Source organism: Micromonospora sp. NPDC048935 (assembly GCF_043197875.1).
In the GTDB taxonomy this organism is placed as follows: Bacteria; Actinomycetota; Actinomycetes; order Mycobacteriales; family Micromonosporaceae; genus Micromonospora.
Map to the genome: position 1 here is coordinate 40,794 of NZ_JBICTZ010000003.1, position 23,660 is coordinate 64,453.

Annotated in this window: 24 protein-coding genes; 6 read left to right on the forward strand and 18 right to left on the reverse strand. The window is 71.9% G+C overall.

What is annotated here, in order from left to right; translation table 11 throughout:
* Positions 1-62: 62 nt before the first annotated feature.
* On the reverse strand, positions 63-611 hold the full coding sequence (locus ACGFIW_RS10790; RefSeq protein ID WP_393312875.1) for a hypothetical protein: 549 nt from the start codon (positions 609-611) through the stop codon (positions 63-65).
* Positions 612-803: 192 nt separating this feature from the next.
* Positions 804-1,430: a disulfide bond formation protein DsbA gene (locus ACGFIW_RS10795; RefSeq protein ID WP_393312877.1), complete on the reverse strand. Its 627-nt coding sequence runs from the start codon at positions 1,428-1,430 to the stop codon at positions 804-806.
* 224 nt (positions 1,431-1,654) lie between these two features.
* Between ACGFIW_RS10795 and pepN the strand changes: the two genes are divergently transcribed.
* Together pepN and ACGFIW_RS10805 are read left to right on the forward strand one after the other, a co-directional pair.
* A complete protein-coding gene (gene pepN, locus ACGFIW_RS10800) occupies positions 1,655-4,204 on the forward strand; it encodes an aminopeptidase N (protein WP_393312879.1) in 2,550 nt (849 codons plus the stop codon).
* 83 nt (positions 4,205-4,287) lie between these two features.
* Positions 4,288-4,851, forward strand: a complete 564-nt coding sequence (locus tag ACGFIW_RS10805) for a Uma2 family endonuclease (protein WP_393312881.1) — start codon at positions 4,288-4,290, stop codon at positions 4,849-4,851.
* 434 nt (positions 4,852-5,285) lie between these two features.
* Here the strand turns inward: ACGFIW_RS10805 and ACGFIW_RS10810 are convergent, their stop codons facing one another.
* The 14 genes from ACGFIW_RS10810 to ACGFIW_RS10875 form a co-directional block, all read right to left on the reverse strand.
* Entirely contained in the window at positions 5,286-5,693 is a 408-nt protein-coding gene (locus ACGFIW_RS10810) for a DUF5130 family protein (RefSeq protein ID WP_393312883.1), read from the reverse strand.
* A complete protein-coding gene (locus ACGFIW_RS10815) occupies positions 5,680-5,976 on the reverse strand; it encodes a hypothetical protein (RefSeq protein WP_357559739.1) in 297 nt (98 codons plus the stop codon). Before ACGFIW_RS10815 ends, ACGFIW_RS10810 begins: the two co-directional genes overlap by 14 nt.
* Before the next feature lie 75 nt (positions 5,977-6,051).
* Entirely contained in the window at positions 6,052-7,515 is a 1,464-nt protein-coding gene (locus ACGFIW_RS10820; RefSeq protein WP_393312885.1) for an amidase, read from the reverse strand.
* A 69-nt stretch (positions 7,516-7,584) separates the two neighbouring features.
* Positions 7,585-8,586, reverse strand: a complete 1,002-nt coding sequence (locus ACGFIW_RS10825; RefSeq protein ID WP_393312887.1) for an amidohydrolase family protein — start codon at positions 8,584-8,586, stop codon at positions 7,585-7,587.
* Positions 8,586-9,110, reverse strand: a complete 525-nt coding sequence (locus ACGFIW_RS10830) for a 3-hydroxyanthranilate 3,4-dioxygenase (protein ID WP_393312889.1) — start codon at positions 9,108-9,110, stop codon at positions 8,586-8,588. Before ACGFIW_RS10830 ends, ACGFIW_RS10825 begins: the two co-directional genes overlap by 1 nt.
* Positions 9,107-9,535: a RidA family protein gene (locus ACGFIW_RS10835; protein ID WP_393312891.1), complete on the reverse strand. Its 429-nt coding sequence runs from the start codon at positions 9,533-9,535 to the stop codon at positions 9,107-9,109. Before ACGFIW_RS10835 ends, ACGFIW_RS10830 begins: the two co-directional genes overlap by 4 nt.
* Positions 9,536-9,665: 130 nt before the next feature.
* On the reverse strand, positions 9,666-10,439 hold the full coding sequence (locus tag ACGFIW_RS10840; protein WP_393312893.1) for a 2-keto-4-pentenoate hydratase: 774 nt from the start codon (positions 10,437-10,439) through the stop codon (positions 9,666-9,668).
* On the reverse strand, positions 10,436-11,560 hold the full coding sequence (gene dmpG, locus ACGFIW_RS10845; RefSeq protein ID WP_393312895.1) for a 4-hydroxy-2-oxovalerate aldolase: 1,125 nt from the start codon (positions 11,558-11,560) through the stop codon (positions 10,436-10,438). Before dmpG ends, ACGFIW_RS10840 begins: the two co-directional genes overlap by 4 nt.
* Positions 11,557-12,492 carry an acetaldehyde dehydrogenase (acetylating) gene (locus ACGFIW_RS10850; RefSeq protein ID WP_393312897.1) on the reverse strand — a complete coding sequence of 312 codons (936 nt, stop codon included), beginning with the start codon at positions 12,490-12,492 and terminating at the stop codon, positions 11,557-11,559. Before ACGFIW_RS10850 ends, dmpG begins: the two co-directional genes overlap by 4 nt.
* A 76-nt stretch (positions 12,493-12,568) precedes the next feature.
* Positions 12,569-13,366, reverse strand: coding sequence for a 2-keto-4-pentenoate hydratase (locus ACGFIW_RS10855; RefSeq protein ID WP_393312899.1), 798 nt, complete (start codon positions 13,364-13,366; stop codon positions 12,569-12,571).
* A 23-nt stretch (positions 13,367-13,389) separates the two neighbouring features.
* Positions 13,390-14,871, reverse strand: a complete 1,482-nt coding sequence (locus ACGFIW_RS10860; protein WP_393313994.1) for a 2-hydroxymuconic semialdehyde dehydrogenase — start codon at positions 14,869-14,871, stop codon at positions 13,390-13,392.
* A 23-nt stretch (positions 14,872-14,894) separates the two neighbouring features.
* Complete coding sequence (locus ACGFIW_RS10865) at positions 14,895-16,232, reverse strand: FAD-dependent oxidoreductase (protein WP_393312901.1); 1,338 nt, start codon at positions 16,230-16,232, stop codon at positions 14,895-14,897.
* On the reverse strand, positions 16,229-17,608 hold the full coding sequence (kynU, locus tag ACGFIW_RS10870; RefSeq protein ID WP_393312903.1) for a kynureninase: 1,380 nt from the start codon (positions 17,606-17,608) through the stop codon (positions 16,229-16,231). The genes ACGFIW_RS10865 and kynU overlap by 4 nt, the downstream gene beginning before the upstream one ends.
* Complete coding sequence (locus tag ACGFIW_RS10875) at positions 17,584-18,486, reverse strand: tryptophan 2,3-dioxygenase (protein ID WP_393313997.1); 903 nt, start codon at positions 18,484-18,486, stop codon at positions 17,584-17,586. The genes kynU and ACGFIW_RS10875 overlap by 25 nt, the downstream gene beginning before the upstream one ends.
* A gap of 148 nt (positions 18,487-18,634) precedes the next feature.
* On the opposite strand from ACGFIW_RS10875, the gene ACGFIW_RS10880 reads away from it, so the two are divergent.
* The 3 genes from ACGFIW_RS10880 to ACGFIW_RS10890 all read left to right on the forward strand — a co-directional run bounded on the left by ACGFIW_RS10880 (position 18,635) and on the right by ACGFIW_RS10890 (position 20,604).
* The gene (locus ACGFIW_RS10880; protein WP_393312905.1) at positions 18,635-19,087 is read left to right on the forward strand and encodes an Lrp/AsnC family transcriptional regulator; all 453 of its coding nucleotides are present in this window, start codon (positions 18,635-18,637) and stop codon (positions 19,085-19,087) included.
* A 140-nt stretch (positions 19,088-19,227) separates the two neighbouring features.
* The gene (locus tag ACGFIW_RS10885) at positions 19,228-19,752 is read left to right on the forward strand and encodes a hypothetical protein (protein ID WP_393312906.1); all 525 of its coding nucleotides are present in this window, start codon (positions 19,228-19,230) and stop codon (positions 19,750-19,752) included.
* Positions 19,753-19,764: 12 nt separating this feature from the next.
* Complete coding sequence (locus ACGFIW_RS10890; protein WP_393312908.1) at positions 19,765-20,604, forward strand: class F sortase; 840 nt, start codon at positions 19,765-19,767, stop codon at positions 20,602-20,604.
* On the opposite strand, the gene ACGFIW_RS10895 is transcribed toward ACGFIW_RS10890, so the two are convergent.
* The gene (locus tag ACGFIW_RS10895) at positions 20,547-21,320 is read right to left on the reverse strand and encodes a MerR family transcriptional regulator (RefSeq protein ID WP_393312910.1); all 774 of its coding nucleotides are present in this window, start codon (positions 21,318-21,320) and stop codon (positions 20,547-20,549) included. The genes ACGFIW_RS10890 and ACGFIW_RS10895 overlap by 58 nt on opposite strands.
* A gap of 55 nt (positions 21,321-21,375) precedes the next feature.
* Between ACGFIW_RS10895 and ACGFIW_RS10900 the strand changes: the two genes are divergently transcribed.
* Positions 21,376-22,962 (forward strand): DUF6194 family protein, encoded by a 1,587-nt coding sequence (locus tag ACGFIW_RS10900; RefSeq protein ID WP_393312912.1) that lies wholly within the window; start codon positions 21,376-21,378, stop codon positions 22,960-22,962.
* Positions 22,963-22,976: 14 nt separating this feature from the next.
* On the opposite strand, the gene ACGFIW_RS10905 is transcribed toward ACGFIW_RS10900, so the two are convergent.
* Positions 22,977-23,513 (reverse strand): HNH endonuclease, encoded by a 537-nt coding sequence (locus ACGFIW_RS10905; protein ID WP_030333470.1) that lies wholly within the window; start codon positions 23,511-23,513, stop codon positions 22,977-22,979.
* Between the last annotated feature and the right edge of the window lie 147 nt (positions 23,514-23,660).

Sequence of the window (23,660 nt, forward strand, 5' to 3'; positions counted from 1 at the left end):
GCGGCGGTGTCGCCACTGTCGGGGACCCATGCCGGGTCCACCAGATGAAAGTGCCGAGCCGGTCAGCTGGCGCGGTCTGATGCGCCCCGCCGGTGCCGGCCCGCCGCCGCCGGTCCGGCGTTGCCCCGTCGACCGGCCGCGGCCGGCCCGGTGTTCACGGCGCGGCGAGGTGATGCCGGCGGCCCCGGCACCGGGCGATCGGGCGGCGGCGCCGGGACGGGCCGCGGGCTCAGGGGCGGCGTCGGCACCGGACGCGGGGCGGCCGGGGCCGGTGGGGGTGGCGCGGGCTGGGCCGGCGCGGCGGCCGACGGAAGGACCGGAACCGACGCCACGGCGGCGGCTGGCACGGGCTCGATCGCCGCGACGACCGGCGGCGCGGGATCGGCGAGCAGCGGTGCCACGGGCACGACGGAGGTCAGGCGGGAGGTCACCGGCACCCGGGCCACGCCGACCACGATGGGCGGGGCGAGCAGATCCGCCACGTGGGCGGGGAGGTCGGGGCGGACCGCCGGCCAGCGGGAGTCGTCGACCGACCAGTAGGCCGCGCCGGGTGTCTCGATCACCCCCGGCCGGGTCAGTTGATCGTCACCGGACGCGCGGTGCTTGGCCATCGGGATTGCCTCCACGAACTGCGGGGTGCGGCCCTCCTGCGGGTCGCTGCGGCGGACATGCAGGCCAACGAGCCCGGCGGTCTCCCGGTGACGGGGCAGCCGCCGCCGACCCGCGACACGCCGAGCGAGCCGTACGCCGTCCGGAGCGCTCCCCCGCCAACGCCCGGCGTCGGCAGGGGAGCCCCGCGTCTCTCAGTCGAAGATCGGGCCCTGCTCGCGGGTGCGCTTGAGCTCGTAGAAGCCCGGGGTGCCGGCGACCAGCAGCACACCGTCCCAGAGTCGACCGGCGGCCTCCCCCTTCGGGGCCGGGGTGATCACCGGGCCGAAGAACGCGACAGGGCTGCCGTCCGGGCCGGGCGCGTGCACGACCGGCGTGCCGACGTCCTGCCCGACCGGGCGCATGCCGGCCTCGTGGCTGGCCCGCAGCGCCTCGTCGTAGTCGGTGCTCTCGGCGGCCGCGGCCAGCGCCGGGTCCAGGCCGGCATCGGTCAACGCGGCGACGTAGAGCTCGTGGCGCCGCTCCTCCTTGCCCAGGTGGATCCGGGTGCCGAGCGCGGTGTAGAGCGGGCGCAGGGCCTCGTTGCCGTACCGCTGCTCGGCGGCGATGCAGACCCGCACCGGGCCCCAGGCGGTCTTCAGGAACTCCTTGTAGTCCTCGGACAGCTCGTCCCGGCCGTCGTTGAGCACGGACAGGCTCATCACGTGGAAGCGGATGTCCACGTCCCGGATCCGCTCGACCTCAAGCAGCCAACGGGAGGTGATCCACGCCCACGGGCAGGCCGGGTCGAACCACATGTCGGCGGTGACACGTTCGGTCACGGTGAGATCCCTTCGCGACGGGGTGGCGCCGGCGGCGGTCGGCGTCTCGGGAGAATCTTCACCCCGCGGCGCATCGACCGGCACCCGAATGAGAGCGTGACGTCGGCCACCGCGGGCTGCCCGTACATGGAACACTCGGATCGGGCCAGCCGCCACGAGCGGTAGGCGAACGGGCGCCGCCGGGCGTACGGCGACATGTGGGATGGAGACAAACAGTGCCGGGAGTGCGCAACCTGACGCAGGTCGAGGCGACCGAGCGGGCCCGCCTGCTCAACGTGACGGGGTATGACATCAGTCTGGACCTGTCCACCGCCGTGCTGGCGGCCGACGGTCGCACGTTCCGGTCGACGACCGAGGTCCGGTTCCGCTGCTCCGAACCGGGTGCGAGCACCTTCATCGAGTTGGCCGCCGAGTCGGTGCGGTCCGCGACGCTCAACGGCACTCCTGTCGACCTCTCCGACTGGTCCGCCGAGAAGGGCCTGGTCCTGTCCGGTCTGGCCAGCGACAACACCCTGGTGGTCGACGCCGACTTCGCCTACTCCAACAGTGGGCAGGGCCTGCACCGCACGGTGGACCCGGTGGACGGTGAGACCTACCTCTACAGCCAGTTCGAGACCGCCGACGCGCAGCGGGTGTTCGCCTGCTTCGACCAGCCCGACCTGAAGAGCGTCTACACCTGGCACGCCACCGTGCCGGCGCACTGGCGGGCCGTGTCCAACATGCCGGTGCAGCGGGAGGAGCCCGCGGGTGAGGCGCTCAAGACGCTGCACTTCACCGAGTCGCCCCGGATGAGCACCTACATCACGGCGATGTGCGCCGGGCCGTACCACGAGGTGCGCGACAGCCACGACGGCATCGACCTCGGATACTTCTGCCGCGCGAGCATGGCCGCCCATCTCGACGCCGAGGATCTCAACCTGATCACCAAGCAGGGCTTCGACTTCTTCCACGAGAAGTTCGGCGTGCGCTACCCGCTGCCGAAGTACGACCAGCTCTGGGTGCCCGACTTCAACGCCGGCGCGATGGAGAATTTCGGCTGCGTGACGCACGCCGAGTCGCACTACCTGTTCCGCTCGCAGGTCACCGACTTCGAGTACGAGCAGCGGGCCAACACGATCCTGCACGAGCTGGCCCACATGTGGTTCGGTGACCTGGTCACCATGCGCTGGTGGAACGACCTGTGGCTGAACGAGTCGTTCGCCGAGTGGGCCAGCCACTGGTGCAACACCAACGCGACCCGGTTCACCGAGGCGTGGACGACGTTCCTGTCCATCCGCAAGAACTGGGGCTACCGGCAGGACCAGCTCTCCTCCACCCACCCGGTCTACACCGAGATGCCGGACATGGAGGCCGTCGAGGTCAACTTCGACGGCATCACCTACGCCAAGGGCGCGAGCGTGCTCAAGCAGCTCGTCGCGTACGTGGGTGAGGAGCCGTTCGTGGCCGGGCTGCGGGCCTACTTCGGCAAGCACGCCTGGGGCAACGCCACCTTCGACGACCTGCTCACCGAGTTGGAGGCCGCGTCCGGCCGGGAGTTGCGCAAGTTCGCCGCGCAGTGGTTGGAGACCGCCCAGGTCAACACGCTGCGGCCGGAGGTGACCATCGGCGCGGACGGCACGTACGAGCAGGTGGTGGTGCGGCAGGAGGCGCCGACGGCGTACCCGACGCTACGCACTCACCGGATCGGCGTGGGCCTGTACGACCTGACCGACGGGCGGCTGGTGCGCCGCGAGCGGCACGAGGTGGACGTGACCGGCGAGCGGACCGACCTCGCCGAGCTGCGCGGTGTCCGGGCCGCCGACGTGCTGCTGCTCAACGACGACGACCTGAGCTACACCAAGCTGCGCCTCGACGACAGTTCGATGGCCACGGTGGTGCAGCACATCGGTGGCTTCGAGTCGTCGCTGGCGCGGGCGCTCTGCTGGACCGCCGCATGGGACATGATCCGCGACGCGGAGCTGTCCGCCCGCGACTACGTGGCGCTCACGCTGAGCGGGCTGCCCGCCGAGACCGACATCAACCTGGTCACCGCCACCCTGCGGCAGGCGACCACCGCGCTCACCCTCTACGCCGACCCGTCCTGGGCGCCGACCGGCTGGGCCGACCTGGCCCGTACCGCCCGGGACTCGCTCGCCAACGCGGAGCCCGGCAGCGGGTTCCAGCTCGCCTGGGCCCGTGCGTTCACCTCGGCGGCCCGCTCCGAGGAGGACCTGGCCACGCTGCGCGGCTGGCTGGACGGCACCGGTGCGCCGGCCGGGCTGACCGTGGACACCGAGCTGCGCTGGTCGGTGCTCGCCGCGCTGGTGGCCAACGGTGCGGCCGGTTCCGCCGAGATCGAAGCCGAACTGGCCGGTGACCGCACCGCCAGCGGCGAGCGCGAGGCGGCGTACGCACACGCGCTGGTGCCGACGGCAGACAACAAGGCGGCTGTCTGGGCGTTGCTGACCGGCCCGGACGCCCTGCCCAACTGGCGGCACCGGGCACTGTTGCAGGGCCTCGCCCACCCGGCGCAGGTGGACCTCGTCGCGCCCTACCGGGAGCGGTACTTCGCGGCGGTCAGCCAGGTGTGGGCCACCCGGGACAGCGAGCCCGCGCAGGAGTTCGCGCAACTGGCGTACCCGACCTACCTGGTGGAGGACGACACGGTGGCGGCCACCGACGCGTGGCTGGCCGGTGACGGCCACCCCGGCCCGCTGCGCCGGCTGGTCGCCGAGGGCCGCGACGGCGTCGTGCGGGCGCTCAAGGCCCGTGCGAAGGACGTCCAGAGCGCCTGAGCAGGGAGTACGCGGCCCGGGCCAGCGTGGGTGCGAGCCCGTGCCGGCCCGGGCCATTATGGTGGCGAGAGGAGGTGGACGCGATGGCACAGCCGACTGACGAGTGGCGACCCCCCGCGCGCGCCTGGCGCGAGCAGGACCTGTTCAACCTTCCCGCGGATGGAAACCGCTACGAGATCATCGACGGGAGCCTGCATGTGACCCCACCGGCCGACGACGATCACCACGAACTGGCCGACAGCATCCGGACGGCCATGGGGACTGCGGCACCGGAAGGGTGGCGGATAATTCGTGAGATCGGGCTGGGGCTGCCGGCGGGCAATCTGATCCCGGATATCACGGTGCTCAAGCCAGGCACCCCACGTGGTGTGCGTTGGCATCAACCGGAGGGCGTCAGTCTCGTTGTCGAGGTGGAGTCGCCGACAAGCCGCCGGCATGACCGCTTCACCAAACCCGCTCTCTACGCTGAAGCGGGCATTCCGCACTACTGGCGGGTGGAGCGAGGCGACTTCGGCCCGATCATCTACCGCTACCGCCTCATAAAGGAAGTGCACTACGACTTGGTCGGCACCATCGGTCCGGACGACGCGGTGACCGTGGACGAGCCGTGGACGATGAGGTTGGATCCGAGCGCCTGGCCGCGCTGACTTCCACACCAGCTCACACACGCCTGCACCGGACCATCAGTGTGGAAGATCGTGCTCGAACGTGGAAATCAACGCCGTTGCGTTAGGGCTGTGGACCTTGGAAGGAAAGTGCCCCTGGAGGGGCCGAAATCTTCCAAGATCTCCGCGGGGAGGGTGCTGCGACGGGTCAACCCGCTGCTGACTAACGGGGCTTGTAGATCAAGACGCGGCGAGCAGGAGAATCGCGCCGATCTTGCACATTCTGTCGCTGATTCAAGCGGAAATGCCCCTAATGTCGGGGCAGAAAGTGCAAGATCGGCGCGATGCAGGCTCGGTTGACGAACAGTCATTCCGCCTAACGCAACGGCGTTGACGTGGAAACAGGGGCCTCAGCCGTAGCCGAGGCCCCTGTTTCCTGGATCGAGGGCGATCTTGCGAGTCGTACGGGAAGCAGCTCAGCCCTTGCCGGCGTGGCTGGCGAGCTGGTCGAGGCCGTTGATGATGCCGCCGGCCAGGTCGCCGCCGCTGAACGCACCCGCCATCGAGAGCGCGGCCAGCTTGGCGTACGTGTCGGGGATGCGCTTGCGCGCGTACCGCCCGGTGATGATCTCCAACTGGCGCTGGTTGGGCGACACGGCGATCAGCACCGACTTGTCGGGGTCGGCGAGCTGACGGTGCAGCCGCTGGGCGTGCTCGCGGATCGGCTCGTCGAGACCGCCGACGAAGACCGAGAAGACCAGCCCGGTGCCCTTGTCGGCCAGGCGCAGGGCCTCGTCGATGCGCAGGAGCTGGCGGGTCGAGAAGGGCCCGTCCAGCACCTCGGGCGGATTTCCCGCCTCGGCCTGCTTCTCACCAACGGTCACTTGCGCCTCCGGTTCCACCGGCCGGCGCCTCGACGCTGGCCTGTTCGAGCTTGTGGCTGGTCAGGGCGGGCGCCTGCGCCCCCGCCTCCAGCGCGGTGCCGGCCGAGTCGGCCAGCTGCTCCGGGCGGCCCAGGAACCAGACCGGAGTGAAGTCGAAGGGCCGGCCCGGCCGGTAGCGCTTGGCGCCACCGCCACCGCCGGTGGCACCACCGTGGCTACCGGCGTACGACAGGCCGGCGATGACCAGCACCGCGGCCAACGGGATGCCGACGAAGACCAGCAACGTCTCGGTAACAGACAATCCCAACGCCCCCAGGCGGAAGAAGGACGACCTCGAACAACCGGGTCGGATGGACGATCATGATGTCGACCGCCCGACGCCGTCACCATTCACGTTAGCGGAGTCGACGGCCCGCCAGATTGCGGGGTGCCGATCCCATCCGTCACTGAGGTGTTCCAGTTGCGCAGCGGTCGCGATGAGCCGCGTGTCGTCGCCGTACCGACCGGTGAGCAGCACACCGACGGGCAGGCCGTCGGTCGTGGTGCCAAGCGGCAGGGAGACGCTGGGATCGCCGGTGACGTTGAAGATGGCGCAGTAGGGCGAGAACCGGCGTTGCCTGTCGAAGTCGGCCGCCGGGTCACCATCGGCGGTGAACCAGCCGACGGGTGCCTGCGGGGCGGCCAGGGTGGGACAGAGCAGCAGGTCGCATCCGGCGGTGCGCCGGGCACCGAGGCGGACCTGCGCCTGCAACTCCCCGAGAGTGGCGGCCAGGGTGCCGGCGGAGATCTCGGCGCCCCGGGCCCGCAGCAGCCGGGTCAGCGGCAGCAGGTCCGCCTCCCGCTGTGGCGGGACCGGGGTGAGCGCCAGCACGTACCACAGGATCTCGAACAGCGGCCACGCCGCCGGCCCGAGCGGCGGTGTCACCTCGACCACCTCGTGCCCGGCCGCGGTGAGCAGCGCGGCGGCCCGGTCCACGGCGGCCACGCAGTCGGGGTGCACCGGCTCGTCGGCGAGCATGGGCGTGGTGAACCGGCCGATCCGCAGCCGGCCGGGCTCGGCGCGGCGCGCGGCGGCCAGGTAGCCGCCCGGCGGCGCGCTCGGCGGCAGGTAGGGCTCGCCGGGGACCGGCACGGCCATGACGTCGAGCAGCGCGGCGACGTCGGTGACGGTCCGCCCGAGCGGGCCGCTGGTGGGCAGGCCGAACGCGCCGAAGCCGAGCGGCCCACCGGAGACCAGGCCACGGCTGGGCTTGTAGCCGACGAGGCCGCAGAGCGACGCCGGGATGCGCAGGGAGCCGCCGCCGTCGGAGCCCTGGGCGACCGGGACCAGGCCGGCCGCGACCGCCGCCGCCGCGCCGCCGCTGGACCCACCGGCGGTGTACGCCAGTTGCCACGGGTTGCGGGCCGGGGGCGCGACCCGGCCCTCGGAGTAGAGCGAGCAGCCCAACTCGGAGGTGGTCGTCTTACCGAGGCTGACCAGGCCGGCGGCCTTGATGAACCGGACCACGTCGGCGTCGACCGGCGGGACGAAGTCGACGAACGCGGCCGACCCGAAGGTGGTGCGGATCTCGGCGGTGAGCGTCAGGTCCTTGATCGCGGTCGGCACGCCGTGCAGCGGGCCGCGCTCCTCTGCCGGAACGGCGTCGGCGGCGCGGGCGGCCTGCCGGGCGAGGCCCTCGGTGACGGTGACGAACGCGCCAACGGTGTCGCCGAGCGCCGCCACCCGGCGCAGAGCGTGCTCGACCAGGTCGACGCTGGACAGTTCGCCGCGGGACATCGCGGCGGCCTGCTCCAACGCGGTCAGGTCGTGCGGCTCGGCCATCCCGCCATCCTGCCGGTCGCCGGCCCTCGGCGCAGCCGACACGCGCTGCCCACCGAGAACCGGCGGTCCTCAGCCGCGCAGGAAGCGCAGGGCGTTACCGCCGAGGATCTTGTCGCGTTGGTCGTCGGTGAGGAAGTCGGCCGCGTGCACCACCGCGCCGGCCGGGCGTTCGCCCAACGGGTACGGATAGTCGCTGCCGACCAGCACCCGGTCCTCCCCCAGGGTGTCGACGAGCAGCCGCAGTGCGGGCGGCGCGAAGACCACCGAGTCGACACTGAACCTGTCGACATAGCTGCTGGGCGGGGCGACCGACGCGCCCCGGACCAGGTCGCCGCGGCGGTGCCAGGCGTTGTCGGCACGACCGAGCCAGAACGGGAAGCTGCCACCGCCGTGCGCGAAGCAGATCCGCAGGGTCTCCGGCACCCGGTCGAAGACGCCACCCAGGATCATCGCCAGCACCGACAGGTGCGTCTCGGCGGGCATCCCGGTGAGCCACCGGGCCATCCACCGGTCCAGGCGCGGGCCGCCAGGCATGTCCCACGGGTGGACGAACACCGGCGCGCCCACCTCGGCGCAGTGTTGCAGGAAGGTGACCACCCCGGCGTCGTCCAGGTCCCGGTCGCCGACATGGTTGCCGATCTCCACGCCGACGTGCCCGGCGGCCAGGCTGCGATCCAACTCGACGCAGGCGGCGTCCGGATCCTGGAGCGGCACCTGGCAGAACGGCACCAGTCGGTCGCCCCCGGCCGCGGTGACCTCCAGGGTCAGGTCGTTGAAGATCCGCGCGACCTTCACCGCCTGGTCGGCCGGGCGGTCGTAGCTGAAGAAGACAGGCGTCGGCGAGACCACCTGCACGTCCACGCCGTCGGCGTCCATGTCGGCCAGTCGGCGCGACGCGTCCCAACACTCGGCGCCGACCGGGCGGAACTCCGTCTCCCCCAGCATGATCATGGCGGCGCGCTCCGAGTCGACCCGCAACCAGGGCCAACCCGACCCGCCGCACGCCGCGCCGAGGTCCGGCCATCCCTTCGGTACGACGTGCGTGTGCACGTCCACCACACCTGCGGGCATCAGCCCCTGCCCGGGTGCAGGGTGCCGCAGTTGGCGCAGGTGCGGGCGGCCTCGTCGGCGTAGAACGCCTGGAACACCGGCGGCAGGTCGGCCGCGATGTCGCGGACCTGCAACTCCACCTCGTGCACCTTGTGCCCGCACTCGGGGCAGTACCACTGGAAGGTCTCCAGGGTGCCCTCCTCACGGACCCGCTCCACGACCATGCCGATCGAGCCGGCCTCCGGGCGCTGCGGCGAGTGCGGGGTGTTGCGCGGCAACATCCACATCTGCCCCTCGCGCACGTGCACCGTACGCGGACCCTCCGGGGTCATCAGGTTGATGTGCATGTTGCCCTTGACCTGGTAGAAGAACTCCTCGTACGGGTCCACGTGGAAGTCGGTGCGCTGGTTGGGCCCACCCACCACCATCACGATGAAGTCGTCCCCGCCGGGGAACATCTCCCTGTTGCCCACCGGTGGCTTCAACAGGTGCTGGTTGTCCGCGATCCAACCCGGAAAGCTGAACGGCTCGGCGATCTCACTCACGACTGACCTCCGGAGGGGAGAAGGGCCACGGCCTGGATTTCGATGAGCAGGTGCGGGTGCGGCAACTGGTGCACCGCCACCGTCGTGCGGGTCGGCCCGGACGCGTCGAAGAACTCCGCCCACACCTCGTTGTAACCACCGAAGTCGTTCATGTTGACCAGGTACGACGTCACCTGCACGAGGTCGCCGAGGTCCGCGCCGACCGACCGCAGCAGGTCGCCGATGTTCTCGATGACGGCCCGGGTCTGCACCCGGATGTCGAGGTTCGTCGTACCGAACCCGTCGACCGACACACCGGCGAACGTGTTGTCCGCCCGCCGCGACGACGTACCGGAGACAAAGACGAACCCACCCGCCACCTTGACGTGCGGAAAAGCCCCCCGAGGAGTCGCCTTCCCGGCAACAATCCGAGCAACGCCGCTCATGACCACCCACCCCCAGCCGGCACCGGCGCGACGACAGAGACCAGGTCAGGGGTTCCGGGCAGCCCGACCGGCGCAGGGATCAAGCCTGACCGCCCGGAGCCGGTCGGGCTGCCCGGAACCCCCACGCCGATCACCGGCACGCTCGCAAAGACGCCGTGCCGAGTTTCTCGACGACCGCGCGGACATGGGCACCGGGACGCAGCGGCACCGCCGCGGTCGCGGCACCGGCCAGGAAGACCCAGCCGGACTCCAACCGCACCCCGTGCCGGCCCGCCAGCCGGATGCCCTCGTCGAGCGCCCGGCGCGGATCGCCGAGGATCGCCGCCGTCGAGCCGACCTGCGCCACCCGACCGTCGACCTCCAGCAGCACGCCCAGGTTGTCCAGGCCGTCGGGCACCGGCGACCATGGGCCGATCACGAACGCGGCGGCCGAGGTGTTGTCGGCGATCACGTCCGGCAGCGAGAAGCGGAAGTCCGCGTACCGGGAGTCGATCAGCTCGATGGCCGGGGCGACCGCGCGGACCGCGCTGGCGAAGTCGCCGACCGGCTCACCCGGATCGGGCAGCCGGTCCAGCAGGAACGCCACCTCCGGCTCGACCCGGGGATGGATGTACGCGGCCGGGTCGACCACACCGCCGTCGGACACCCGCATCGCGTCGGTGAGCCGCCCCCAGATCACCTCGTCCACGCCGACCTGGGCCATCTTCGCCCTGCTGGTCAGCCCCATCTTCAGCCCGACCAGCCGCTCACCGCGTTCCAACCGGCGCTGCACAAGCGCGGCCTGCACGCCGTACGCGGTGTCCACGTCGAGGCCGGTCTCGGCGGCGAGCTGCGGGATCGCGGTGGCCGTGTCGGCCGCCGCGCCCAGCCTGTCGGCGATCCCCGTGACGTCCGGTCCGATCATGCTGAGCCACCTTCCGTTCGCGACTGCGGGGCTCGCAAACCCGGCTCACTCCTCGCGCTCACAGCCTGCTCCTTGCCGGCCAGGTCGAGTGCCACGTCCACGATCATGTCCTCCTGGCCGCCGACCATCCGGCGTCGGCCCAGCTCGACCAGGATCGACCGGACGTCCACGCCGTACTTCGCGGAGGCCCGTTCGGCGTGCCGCAGGAAGCTGGAGTAGACCCCGGCGTACCCCAGGGAGAGCGTCTCCCGGTCCACCTGGACCGGCCGGTCCTGCAACGGGCGGACGATGTCGTCGGCGGCGTCCATCAGCGCGAACACGTCGCAGCCGTGCTTCCAGCCGTGCAGCTCGGCGACCGCCACGAAGACCTCCAGCGGCGCGTTGCCGGCTCCCGCGCCCATGCCGGCGAGGGAGGCGTCGACGCGGACGGTCCGGCCGTGGGGTGCGTCCGGGCCGACCGGCGCGGACCCGGTGATGCGGCCGTGTTCGACCGCGAGCACGCTGTTGGCCACGCCGAGCGACAGGTTGTGGTGCGCGTGGATGCCGATCTGCGTGTCCGGGTCGAGGACCTGCCGGTACGCGTCGACCCGCTGCGCCACGTCGGACATCAGCAGCCGGCCGCCGGAGTCGGTGACGTAGACGCAGTGCGCCCCGTACGACTCCATGAGCTTGGCCTGCCCGGCGAGCCCGGCCGGATCGTTCATGTGCGACATCATCAGGAACCCGGAGACGTCCATGCCGTTCTCCCGGGCCCAGGAGATGTGTTGGGCGGAGATGTCCGCCTCGGTGCAGTGGGTGGCGATGCGGACGCTTGTCACCCCGAGCGCCTTCGCCGCCCTCAGGTCGGCGATGGTGCCGATGCCGGGCAGCAGCAGGGTGGTCAGTTTCGCGTTCGTCATCACCTCGGCGGCGGCGGAGATCCACTCGGCGTCGCTGGCGGCGCCGTGGCCGTAGTTGACGCTGGAACCGGCGAGCCCGTCGCCGTGTGCCACCTCGATGGCGGCCACCCCGGCGGCGTCCAGCGCGGCGGCGATGGTGCGCACCTGCCCGACGGTGTACCGGTGGGCGATGGCGTGCATGCCGTCGCGCAGCGTCACGTCCTGGATGTACAGGTCGGTCATGGCGCGACCACCTCCGGAGAACGCCTGGCGACCAGCCGCTCCGCGGTGCGCAGCGCGGCGGAGGTCATGATGTCCAGATTGCCGGCGTACGCCGGCAGGTAGTGCCCGGCTCCGGAAACCTCCAGGAAGACCGACACCTGCAACGCGGTGAGCTGCCGCCCGAGCGTCGGCAGGTACGCCTCGACCCGGTCGAACTGCACGTCCTGCTTGAGGCGGTAGCCGGGAACGTACTCCTGGACCGTCGCCACCATGTCCACCACCGAGGCGGCGATGGCGGCGCGGTCGGCGTCGGCGTCGGGGCAGAGGCAGTAGACGGTGTCGCGCATCAGCAGCGGCGGGTCCGCCGGGTTCAGCACGATGATCGCCTTGCCCCGTTCGGCCCCGCCGACCACCTCGATGGCCCGCGCCGTGGTCTCGGTGAACTCGTCGATGTTGGCCCGGGTGCCCGGCCCGGCCGAGCGGGAGGCGATGGACGCGACGATCTCCCCGTACGCCACCGGGGTGACCCGGCGCACGGCCGCGACGATCGGCACCGTGGCCTGCCCGCCGCAGGTCACCATGTTGACGTTCGGTTCGTGCAGGTGCTCGTCGAGGTTGACCGGCGGCACCACGTACGGGCCGAGCGCGGCCGGGGTCAGGTCGATCACCGTCCGGCCGTGCGCGCGCAGCACCTCGTCGTGGCGTCGGTGCGCGCCGGCCGAGGTGGCGTCGAAGACCAGCTCGACGTCGGCGAACTCGGGCATCGCCACGAGCCCGTCCACGCCGTCCGCGGTGGTGGCCACGCCGAGGCGGCGGGCCCGGGCCAGGCCGTCGGAGGCCGGGTCGATGCCGGCCATCGCCACCATCCGCAGGCTGTCGCTCAGCCGCAACACCTTGACCATCAGGTCGGTGCCGATGTTGCCGGAACCGAGCACCGCCACGCCGACGCTCATGCCGACACTCCGCTTCGCTCCATGCCGCCCTGAGCGTTCACAAACCTGCGCCAATGATTCACTCGCTGACGCTCACTCATGCCGACTCCCCTCGGGTGAAGGCGGTCCGCACCGAGCCGAGCCCGGAGATCCGCGCCTCGTACGCGGCGCCCGGGGTGACCGGCACCATCGGGCCGAGCGCCCCGGAGAGCACCACGTCCCCGGCGCGCAGCGGGTCACCGGCGCGGGCGAGCGTGTCGGCCAGCCAGTGCAGGGCGTGCAGGGGGTTGCCCAGGCAGGCCGCGCCCGCACCCACCGAGACCGGCTCACCGGCGTGCTCCAGCACCATCCCGCACAGTCGCAGGTCCACGTCGGCGAGTCGGCGCGGGGTGGTGCCGAGCACGAAGAGCCCGCTCGACGCGTTGTCCGCGATGGTGTCCACGATGGAGATGTCCCAGGCCGCGATCCGCGAGTCGACGATCTCGATGGCCGGCAGCACGTGGTCGACCGCGCGGATCAGGTCGACCGTGGTGAGCTGCGGATTCGGGAGATCCTTGTCGAGCACGAACGCGATCTCCGCCTCGACCCGCGGTTGGAGCAGCCGGTCGATGGCCACCTCGACGCCGTCGCCGACCGCCATGGCGTCGGTCAGCATGCCGAAGTCGGGCTGGAACACCCCGAAGGTCTCCTGCACCGCCCGCGACGTCAGCCCGATCTTCGCGCCGACCCGGCGTTCGCCCCGGCCCTGCCAGGCCCGCGCCTGGAGCTGCTGCACACGGTACGCGGACTCGACGTCGCCCTCCGGCAGCAGCCGCCCGCGCAGCGGCGGGCACGGTCTGCCGGTGCTGCGGGCGTCGGCCAGCTCCCGGTTGGCGGCCTCGATGTCAGCGTCCATGCCCGCTCCCTCGCTGCGGCTGATCACGACAGGTCCACGCAGACGTTCGTGAGTTCGGAGTAGAAGTTCAGCGAGTGCACGCCGCCCTCCCTTCCGATGCCGGACGCCTTCACCCCGCCGAACGGGGTGCGCAGGTCCCGCAGGAACCACGTGTTGACCCAGACGATGCCGGCGTCCAGCCGGGCACCGGCCCGGTGCGCGACGCCCACGTCCCGGGTCCACACGCTGGCGGCGAGGCCGTACTCGGTGCCGTCGGCCAGGGCGTACGCCTCGTCCTCGGTGTCGAACGGCGCCACGTGCACCACCGGGCCGAAGATCTCCTCGCGGTTGGTGCGGGCGTCCGGGCCGAGCCCGGTGAGCACCGTCGGCTGCACGTACGATCCGCCGTCGCGGGCGTCGCCGAAGGTGGGCGTGCCGCCACCGGTCAACACCTCGGCGCCCTCGGCGCGGGCCAGCTCGTACGCGCCGAGCACCTTCGCCCGGTGCTGGTGGGAGATCAGCGGCATGGTGGCGGTGGCCTCGTCGGTCGGCCACCCGTACGCCAGCTCACCGGCCCGCTTCGCGAGCCGGGTGGTGAACTCCGCGAAGACCGGACGCTGCACGTAGATGCGTTCGGTGCAGAGGCACACCTGCCCGCCGTTGGTGAAGCTGGACCGCATCGACCCGGCCACCGCCGCGTCCAGGTCGGCGTCGGCGAACACCAGGCCGGCGTTCTTGCCGCCCAGCTCGAAGCTCACCGCCTTCACGCCGTCGGCGGCGGCCCGCATGATCGCGCCGCCGGTGGCCGACTCGCCGGTGAAGGTGATCGCGTCCACGCCCGGGTGCCGGGTGAGAAACTCGCCGGCCGAGTCCGGCCCGAACCCGTGCACCAGGTTGAACACCCCGGCCGGTACACCGGCGGCGGCCATCACCTCGGCGAGCAGCGTCGCCGAGGCGGGCGTCTCCTCGCTGGGCTTGACCACCACGGCGTTGCCGCAGGCCAGGGCCGGGGCGACCTTCCAGGTGAGCAGCAGCAGCGGCAGGTTCCACGGCACGATGACCGCGACCACACCGACCGGCTTGCGCAGCGCGTAGTTGAGCGCCCGACCGCCGGTCGGGGTGACAGTCGTGAACGACTCGGTGGGCGCGGTCGCCACGATCTCCGCGAACGCCCGGAAGTTCGCCGCCCCGCGCGGGATGTCCAGGGTGCGGGCCTGGGCGATGGACTTGCCGGTGTCCGCGACCTCGGCGGTGACCAGGTCGTCGAAGCGGCGCTCCAACTCGTCGGCGACCCGGCGCAGCACCTCGGCGCGTTCCCGCTCGCCCATCCGGCCCCACGGCCCGCGCAGCGCGGCCCGCGCGGCGGCCACCGCATCGTCCACGGTGGACCTCGACGCCTCGACCACCTCGAAGACCTGCTCCCCGGTCACCGGGCTGGCCTTGGGAAACGTCGGACCACCGTCGACGAACTCGCCGCCGACGAAGTTGCGCAACCGCTGCGGGCCGGCCGGCGCGTGGCCGGTCATCAGTCGCGGATCCCACCGACCGGTCATGCGCGCCTCCCTCGACTCACGGCAGCACCGATCGCGCCGACCAGCAGCAGCGCGGCCCCGCCGGCGACCGCCCCGAGCACTCGGTGCTGTCGACGCACCCGGCGGCGCACCTCCGCGTACGGAGTGGTGGAGAAGGACACCAGCTCGTACTGCGAAACGTACCGGCCCGGCAGTGCTCGCTCCAGCGCGTGCTCCACCCGCCGCCGCGCCTGGAAGACCGGTGAGGCCACCCTGTCCCGCATCTCCACGAAGTTGGTGAGCGCCATCGTCGCGATGGCCTCGGCGTTCTCCTGGCGGCGTCGCTGGAACAGCGGCAGCGCGGCCAACCAGTCGTCGGCGCACTCGTCCAGGCAGCGGTCCAGCTCGACCACGTCCTCGAAGGCGCAGTTGGCGCCCTGACCGTAGAACGGCACGATCGCGTGCGCCGCGTCGCCGAGCAGGCCGACCTTCCCGAACACCTGCCACGGGGTGCAGCGAACCGTGCCGAGCACGCCCACCGGGTTGTGCCGGTAGTCGTCGACCAGGTTCGGTGCCAGCGGGATGACGTCCGGGTAGTGCCTGGCGAAGTGCTCCTCGATCGCCGCCGGGTCGTCCAGGGCCGCGAAACTCCCGGCGCCCTCGTTGGGCCAGAACAGCGTGCAGGTGAAGGAGCGGTCCGGGTTGGGCAGGGCGATCATCATCGAGGTGCCGCGCGGCCAGATGTGCAGCGCGTCCTCCTCCAGCGCGAAGTCCCCGCCCAGCGGCGGGATCGTCAGCTCCTTGTAGCCGTAGTCGAGGTAGTCCACGCTCTCGTCGAGCAGCCCGTACGCGAGCAGTTGCCCGCGTACCGCCGAGCCGGCGCCGTCGGCGCCCAGCACGACCGACGCCTTGGCGGCGACCGGGCCCTGCGGGGTCTCGAAGCTCAGGGTGCCGTCGGTCGGGTCGAGCCCGACCAGCCGGTGGTCGAAGACGACCCGCACCCCGGGCAGCGCCGCCGCCTCGTCCAGCAGGGCGTTGTTCAGCGCTCCCCGGCTGATCGAGTTGATCGCCCGGTCACCGGCCGCGCTGTACGACTGGAACTGCTGCTCCCCCTCGACCGGGTGGATCATCCGGCCGCGCATCGGCAGTGCGTCGGTCAGCACCTGCTCGGCCAGCCCGATCCGGCGCAGCGCGTCCAGACCGCGCTCGGACAGCGCCAGGTTGATCGAGCGACCGCGCTCGGCCGTGCCGGCACGCGGGTCGGACCGGCGCTCGTAGAGGGCCACCGGATAGCCACGCCGGGCCAGGAAACAGGCGGCCAGACAACCGGCCAACCCGGCACCGATGACCGCGATCTCGTCGCGCCGCTTCGTCATGGGTTCACCTTCCCCACGGTCGCCGCCAGCGCGGCGGCGGCCCGCCAGCAGTCGTGGTACGTGGAGTAGATCGGCACCGGGGCGAACCGGACGACGTCCGGCTCCCGGGCGTCGGCGATGACGCCGTGCTCGTACCGCAGGCGTTTGGTCAGCTCGGCGGCGCTGCCCTCGCCGATGCGGACCGAGAGTTGGCAGCCCCGCCGGGCCGGGTCGCGCGGGGTGACCACGCGCAGCGGCCGGTCGACGGTGACCTCGTCCAGCAGCGACTCCAGCCAGCCGGTGAGCCGCAGGCTGCGGGCCCGCAACGCGGTCATGCCGACCGCGTCGAACAGCTCCAGCGAGGTACGCACCGGGCCCATCGCGAAGATCGGCGGGTTGGAGACCTGCCATGCCTCCACGGTGGCCGGTGGCCGGGACACCGGGGTCATCTCGAACCGGGTGGCCGCCGCGGTGCTCCACCAGCCCTCGAAACGGGGCAGGTCGGGGTCGCCGAGGTGCCGCTCGTGCACGAACACGCCGGCCAGCGCACCCGGGCCCGAGTTCAGGTACTTGTAGGAACACCAGGCGGCGAAGTCGACGTCCCAGTCGTGCAGGGCCAGCGGCACGTTGCCGACGGCGTGGGCCAGGTCCCAGCCGACGACCGCGCCGGCGGCCCGGCCGGCGGCCGTGATCGCCGGGATGTCCAGCAGCTCGCCGGTGAGGTAGTTGACCCCGCCGAGCAGCACCAGCGCCACCCGGTCGCCCTCGGCGGCCAGGTAGTCGGTCACGTCCTCGGTGCGCAGGGCGTCCTCACCGGGGCGCGGACGCAACCGGACCACCGTGTCGTCCGGGTCCAGGCCGTGGAACCGGGCCTGACTGCGCACCGCGTAGCTGTCCGAGGGGAACGCGGCGTCCTCGATGACGATGCGGGTGCGCACGCCGGAAGGCCGGTAGAAACTCACCATCAGCAGGTGCAGGTTGACCGTGAGCGAGTTCATCACCACGGTCTCCGCGGGCCGGCCGCCGACCAGTCGGGCCGCCGGCGCGGTCAACAGCTCGTGGTACGGCAACCAGGGTCGTTGCGCCTCCAGGTGCCCCTCGACGCCGAGCCGCCCCCAGGCGTCCAGGTCGGCGAGGAGTTCGTCGCGGGTGGCCCGGGGTTGCAGGCCGAGCGAGTTGCCGGCGAGGTACGCGGCCTCGGGGTGGTCGCCGCCGTCGGCCGGCGGCACGTGGAACAGGTGCCGGTGGCCGGGGTCGGCCTCGTCGAGACGGTGCGCCTCGGCCTCGCCTCCGGTGAGGCGGTGCGCCTCGGCCTCGCCTCCGGTGAGGCGGTGCGCGTCTTGTTCTGGGGTGTGCATGTCTCGCTCTCCGGTCACATCGCGGTCCGGGCCGACCACAGCTCCGGGAAGACCACCCGGGACATGCTGCGCTGCAACCACGCCAGCCCGGCGGAGCCGCCGCTGCCGACCTTGGCTCCCATCGTCCGCTGCACCGCCTTGACGTGGTTCCAGCGCCAGTCGCCGAACTCCTCGGCGACGCCGCTGAGCGCCTCGCCGAGCAGACGCAGGTGGTTGTCCGGGCCGTGGTCGTCGTAGATCCGTACCCAGGCCGCCTCGACCAACGGGTGCGGGTCGTGCTCGACTGCCACGTCCCGGGCGAGCAGGTCGGCGGGGAGGTCGAAGCCGCGTCGGGCGAGCAGTGCGAGCACGTCGTCCCAGAGGCTCGGGGCGGCCAGCGCCGCGCTCAACTCGGCGTGCACCTCGGCCTGCCGGCGGAACGGGCGGATCAGCGTCGCGTCGCGCAGCCCGAGCAGGAACTCCAACTGCCGGTACATCGCCGACTGGAAACCGGACGCCTCGCCGAGCAGGTTGCGGAACCTGTTGAAGTCGGCCGGGCTCATCCAGCGCAGCCCCTGCCAGGCGGCGTTGAGCCCCTCCAGGTGCAGCTTGGCGCGGCCCAGCGGGGCCAGCGCCTCCCAGACCTGGTCGGCGCGGATCAACCGCTGGGTCTCCCGCAGCTCGTGACAGGTCAGCCCGAAGTACAGCTCCATGATCTGGCTGACCATCAGGAAGGACATCTCGCCCGGGTCGCTGCTGAGCGGGTGCTGCATCTTGTGCAGGGCGCTGGCCTGCACGTACGCGTCGTACGGCACCATGTCGGCGAACTCCAGGGTCGGCTCGCCACCGGTGCGCGCCGCCTGCGCGGCACGCTGGCCGGGGGTCACCGGTTGCACCGTGGCACGGCGGTTCGGCGCCCGCCGTTCCGTCTGATCCACCATCTCGTCTCCCTCCCCCGGACTGGCCGACGCCATGATCTCGCGGTCGGATCGGCCTGCGGAATGCCGAATCAACGGCGCTCACCGCCTTCACCTGGCAAACCGAAGGCAACTAGGCGAAGTTGGTTCACGAAAGTAAGGTCTGAGCGTGGACGACATGGACTGGGCGCTGCTGCGCGAGTTGCAGGCCGACGCGCGGCTCTCGTTCAGCGAGTTGTCCCGGCGGGTGCACCTGTCCCCACCGGCCGTCGCGGAACGGGTTCGCCGGCTGGAGGAGGCCGGGGTCGTCACCGGCTACCACGCCCATGTCGACCTGACCCGGGCCGGCCGCACCGTGGTCGCGCTGATCCGGATGTCCTGCTACGGCGCGCGCTGCATCCTGCACGACCCGGCCGTGACCGACTGGCCGGAGATCCTGGAGATCCACCGGATCACCGGCGACGCGTGCAGCATGCTGAAGGTGGCCGCCGGCTCGATCGGCGACTTCGAGGCGGTCATCGACCGGCTCGCCCCGTACGGCCAACCGTCGAGCACGATGGTCCTCTCCTCCCCGCTGGGCTGGCACCCCATCACCCCCCTGCCCTCGCCCCGTCGCGGCTGACCCGGGTTTGGCCCCGAGCCAGCGGGAAAGCAGCGCGTGCCCGTGGGACGCCCTTCCTTCCGTCCGGAGTGCCGCTGTGCGGCGCGGAGGCGGAAAGAGGGGCGGAGGTTCCGGCGGTCGTCGCCGGTTGGGGGGACATCATGCAGGCAATCCGCACGATCAACCGCGCGCTCTCGTCCGCACTGGCACTTGTCGCGCTGGTCGGGGCGTTCGTCCTGATGTCGGCCGCGTCGGCGCGTGCCGGTGAGAACATCTTCGTCGAGGTGGCGCCGAACAGCGTCCAGGCCGGCAGCCGGGTCAGCATCAAGGCGAGCTGCGACAACGACAACAACAACCGCAGGTCCAGCGTGCACTCCGACGCGTTCGGGTCCGTGACGCTCAAGCCGGACAGGGGCTTCCTGACCGGACAGGCCACCATCGCGCGGGATAAACCGGCCGGTGACTACCCGGTCGACCTGCGCTGCGACAACGGCCAGACGGCCTCGACCACGCTCACCGTGCTGAACATGGCCTCACCGAGCAAGGGACCCGCGACCGGGGGTGGCGGAACGGCGGGCGGTCGCGGCACCGGCTCACTGTTGGTGCTCGGCGGGGTGGCACTTGTCGCCACGGCCGTCGCACTCGGGATGGCCGGTGGCCGACGTCGGAGTGGAGCCGGCTCCTGAGCCGGGTGACCCATGACCCGCAGATCCGCGCGTACGCGGTCGGAGCACCGCGCCCGCCTCCGGGCCGGTGCGGCGCTGCGCGCCTCCGTACGACTGCTGGTCCGTGTCTCCGGTCGGTTGGGTCGGGCCGCCGGGCAGGCCGGGTCGGCAAGTGTCGCCACCCCGGATCCGGCCGCCGGTGCGCTGCCACCGAGCCGCCCGACCGGGTCGCGGTCGTTCCGACCCCGTTTCGGTACGGGTCCGGGGCTGCCGGTGCTGGCCATCGCCGCGGTGATGGTGCTGATCGTGGCGATGCTCGGTGTCGAGCAGGTGACCGGCATGAGCCTGCTGCCGGACCGGCTCAGCGCCGGATTCCGACCGCCGCCGAAGAAGTTCCCGGTGTTGGCGGCGAGCCCTCCGACAAGCCTCGCCATTGACAAGATCGACCTGCGGGCGCCCGTGCACGAGGTGGGCATCGCCCCGGACGGCACGATCGCCGTGCCGGACGCGGCCCGCGCCCAGGAGGCCGGCTGGTACGACCAGGGCCCCACCCCCGGCCAGTACGGCCCGGCGGTGATCGTCGGGCACGTCGACACGACGAGTGGGCCGGCGGTCTTCCACCAGCTCCGCGAACTGCGCGACGGCGACCAGATCGAGGTCACCCGCACCGACGGCAGCGTGGCGGTCTTCGAGGTGAACTCGGTGGAGAAGTTCGACAAGGGCAGCCTGCCGGTGGACGAGGTGTACGGCGACTTCAGCCGCCCGAGCCTTCGGCTGATCACCTGCGGTGGTCAGTGGGTCGGCGGCGAGACCGGCTACTCGGACAACGTGGTGGTGTTCGCCTCGCTGGTCAAGGCGCGTCCAAGCGGCTGACCATCGTCGATGTAGTCGGCGAGCCGGGCGGCCCCGGTGAGCATCGCCCGGCCGCGCTCGGTGAGCCGTTGCCGCCACCGACCCAGCGACGCGGCGAGTGCCTCGGTGCCGCCCGCGCCGCGCACCTGACCCAGCACTCCGGCGATGTGGTCGAGCCGGTACCCGCCACGGCGCAGCAGGTGGGCCAACTCGGCGTCGCGGACGTCGTCCGGGAGGTAGACCCGGTAGTGGGTCACCGGATCGCGCACCGGCCGCAGCACCCCGGCCCGCTCCCACTTTCGCAGCGTGGCCGGCCGTAGACCGAGGCGGTGGGCCAGCACGCTGATCGGCACGGCCTTCTGGCTCTGCGGTTGTGGTCTCGTCGCGCTGAGCGCCGCCACCGCCGACTCGACCGCGTCCAGGGTCTCCCGGTCGCGCTGGAGCAGGGCATGCCCCTCGTCGATGGTCCGCAACGCCGTGTCCGTCTCGCCCCGGTTGACGGCCCGCATGATCTCGCCGCTGGCCGCGTGGCCGTGGCCCGGGATCAGCGCGAGGTAGGCACTCAACGCCCTGGCGTGGATCTCGGTGAACCGGCGGTAGCCGTTCGCCGTGCGCGGGGCCGGCGGCAGGACGCCGTCTCGTTCGTAGTTGCGGACGGCCTGCGCGGAGAGACCGTGGGCGCGCGCGAGGTCGACCGGGCGGCGTACCCCGGCGTTTGAGGGTTTTGTGGCTGTCACCCGTGCTCCATCGCTGCCAAGCCTCAAAGGGTAGTTCAACGATACGGTTTATGGAATGCCAGCCTTTCTCGACCTGCTCGCGGCTTCCCCGGACCTGCTCGCGCTCGGTGAGCCGACGCACGGCGAGTCCGCCTTCCTGCAACTGCGCAACGACGCCTTCATGTCGCTGGCCGGGCACGGCTACCGGTCGATCGCCCTGGAGAGCGACCGGGCGGCCGGGCTGATTGCCGACGAGTTCACGCAGGGCGGCTCCGTGCCTCTCGACCGGGCGCTCTCCGAGGGGTTCAGCCACGACTTCGGCACCGCGCCGGCCAACCGCGACCTCCTGCTGCGGATGCGGGAGTGGAACGCGCAACGGTCGGCTGCGGAACGCCTGACGTTCCACGGCTTCGACGCACCCCTGGAACTCGCCAACGTCCCGAGCCCCCGGCATCACCTCACCCGGGTCTGCGACTTCCTCGGCCTGGACCGGTCCGCCGAGATCGACGACCTGGTCGGGGACGAGGCCCGGTGGAGTGACACGGCCGCGATCTGGGAGCCGGGCCGGTCGGTGGGGCGCTCGACCGACGCCGGAAGACTGCGGGTGCTCGCCGACGACCTCCTGACCGAGTTGTACCTGCGGGCACCCGGGAAGGCTGCCGGCTGGCCGGCGGCGTTCGTGCACGCGACGTCCGCGGTCGCCCTGCTGCGCTACCACGCCGCGGCCGCCGCCCCACTGGCGCAGGAGGAACGCTTCGTCCACCTGGCCGCGGTCCGGGACGCGCTGATGGCCGAGAACCTGCTCGCGATCCGGGCCGCCGAGGCACACCGCGGGCCCACGCTTGTCTTCGGGCACAACACGCACCTCCAGCGCCACCCGGGCACGATGACGCTGGCCGGCACCGAGGTGTCGTGGGCCGGTGCCGGCGCGATCGTCGCGTCGCTGTTGGGCGACCGGTACGCGGTGATCGTCGGCAGCCTGGGCGCGAGCCCGGCGCTCGGCATCGGGGCGCCCGCCGCCTCGACCTACGAGGGCAGACTCCAGCAGGAGACGGACCTCCCCCGGTACCTGCCGGCGTCCGACATCGGGCCGGCCGAGCGGCGGACGCACGACTACCGCTACTTCCCGCTGGACCGGGCCGCCATCGAACACGCCGACGCGGTCCTGCACATCCCGACCGGTGTCGACGCGGCCGTGCTGGCCGATCGGATCGTCGCGCTGCCCGGCGTCGAGCAGGTCGTGGCGAGTGCGGAGAACGGATCACCCGAGGCGGCCTGGGGCGACCGGTTCTTCTTCGTCGGGCCGGGCCGCCGGCAGCCGTTCGCCACAATCGTCGAGCACGACGTGCCCGGCTTCGACGAGGCCGCACAGTTGGACCGCCCCGGTGTCTTCCGCCTCAACCTGGACCTGGGTCGGGACGAGTTCGAGCGATGCTTCGGCTTCCCGCCCAAGGCGTTCGACGACCACCGGGACGAGTTCGACTTCGCCCGGCTCGACACCCTCACGCCGCACCGGGGCTACGCGCTGCACGGCTTCGCCAGCGTCGTCATGCCCGGCCCGCACCTGCTGCCCGAGATCGATCGGCTGTTGGCTGTCGCACACGCTCGGGCAGTCGACCGCCACGAGCGGGCCGCGCGCCGGGCAACCGACAAGCAGGACTGAGCCAGCGCCGCTGGTCAGGCAGCGGCTTCCGGCTCCCGCAGGTCCAGCCAGTCGGCCCAGCGCGGGTCGGGAGCGCGGTGCCCGAGCACCCGCCAGGCGGTGCCCTTCGGCGCGGCGGGCAGCGCGTGCAACCGCCACCCCATCTCCGCCGGCGTCTTGTCGCCCTTGGTGTGGTTGCACCTGGCGCATGCGGCGACCACGTTCTCCCAGGCGTGCCGGCCACCCCGGCTGCGGGGAAAGACATGGTCGATGGTCTCGGCCGGGCCCCGGCAGTAGGCGCACCGCCACCCGTCCCGGGCGAAGATCGCCCGTCGGGACAGCCCGACGTGCGTGCGGTACGGCACGCGGACGAAGCGGGTCAGCCGGACCACGGACGGCACCGGCAGCGCGTCACGAGCGCTGTGCAGGATGCCGTCACCATCTGCGACGCAGACCGCCTTGGCGGAGAGAACGAGGATCGCGGCGCGGCGCACCGACACGACACACAGCGGCTCGTAGGTGGCGTTGAGGACCAACGCGCCGGAGCCCACCGTGGGTCGTATGTCAGGCATCGCGATCACCCTCCCGGTTCAGCGGTTGCTGCGGACCGCCGCCGACCGGGGCCGGGCACGCCGGCCCACACGGTCGACGCCGAGCCGATCACCGACGTCCGTTGCGCCAATAGTCCCTGATCGGACCCCGGATTGCACGCACTAATC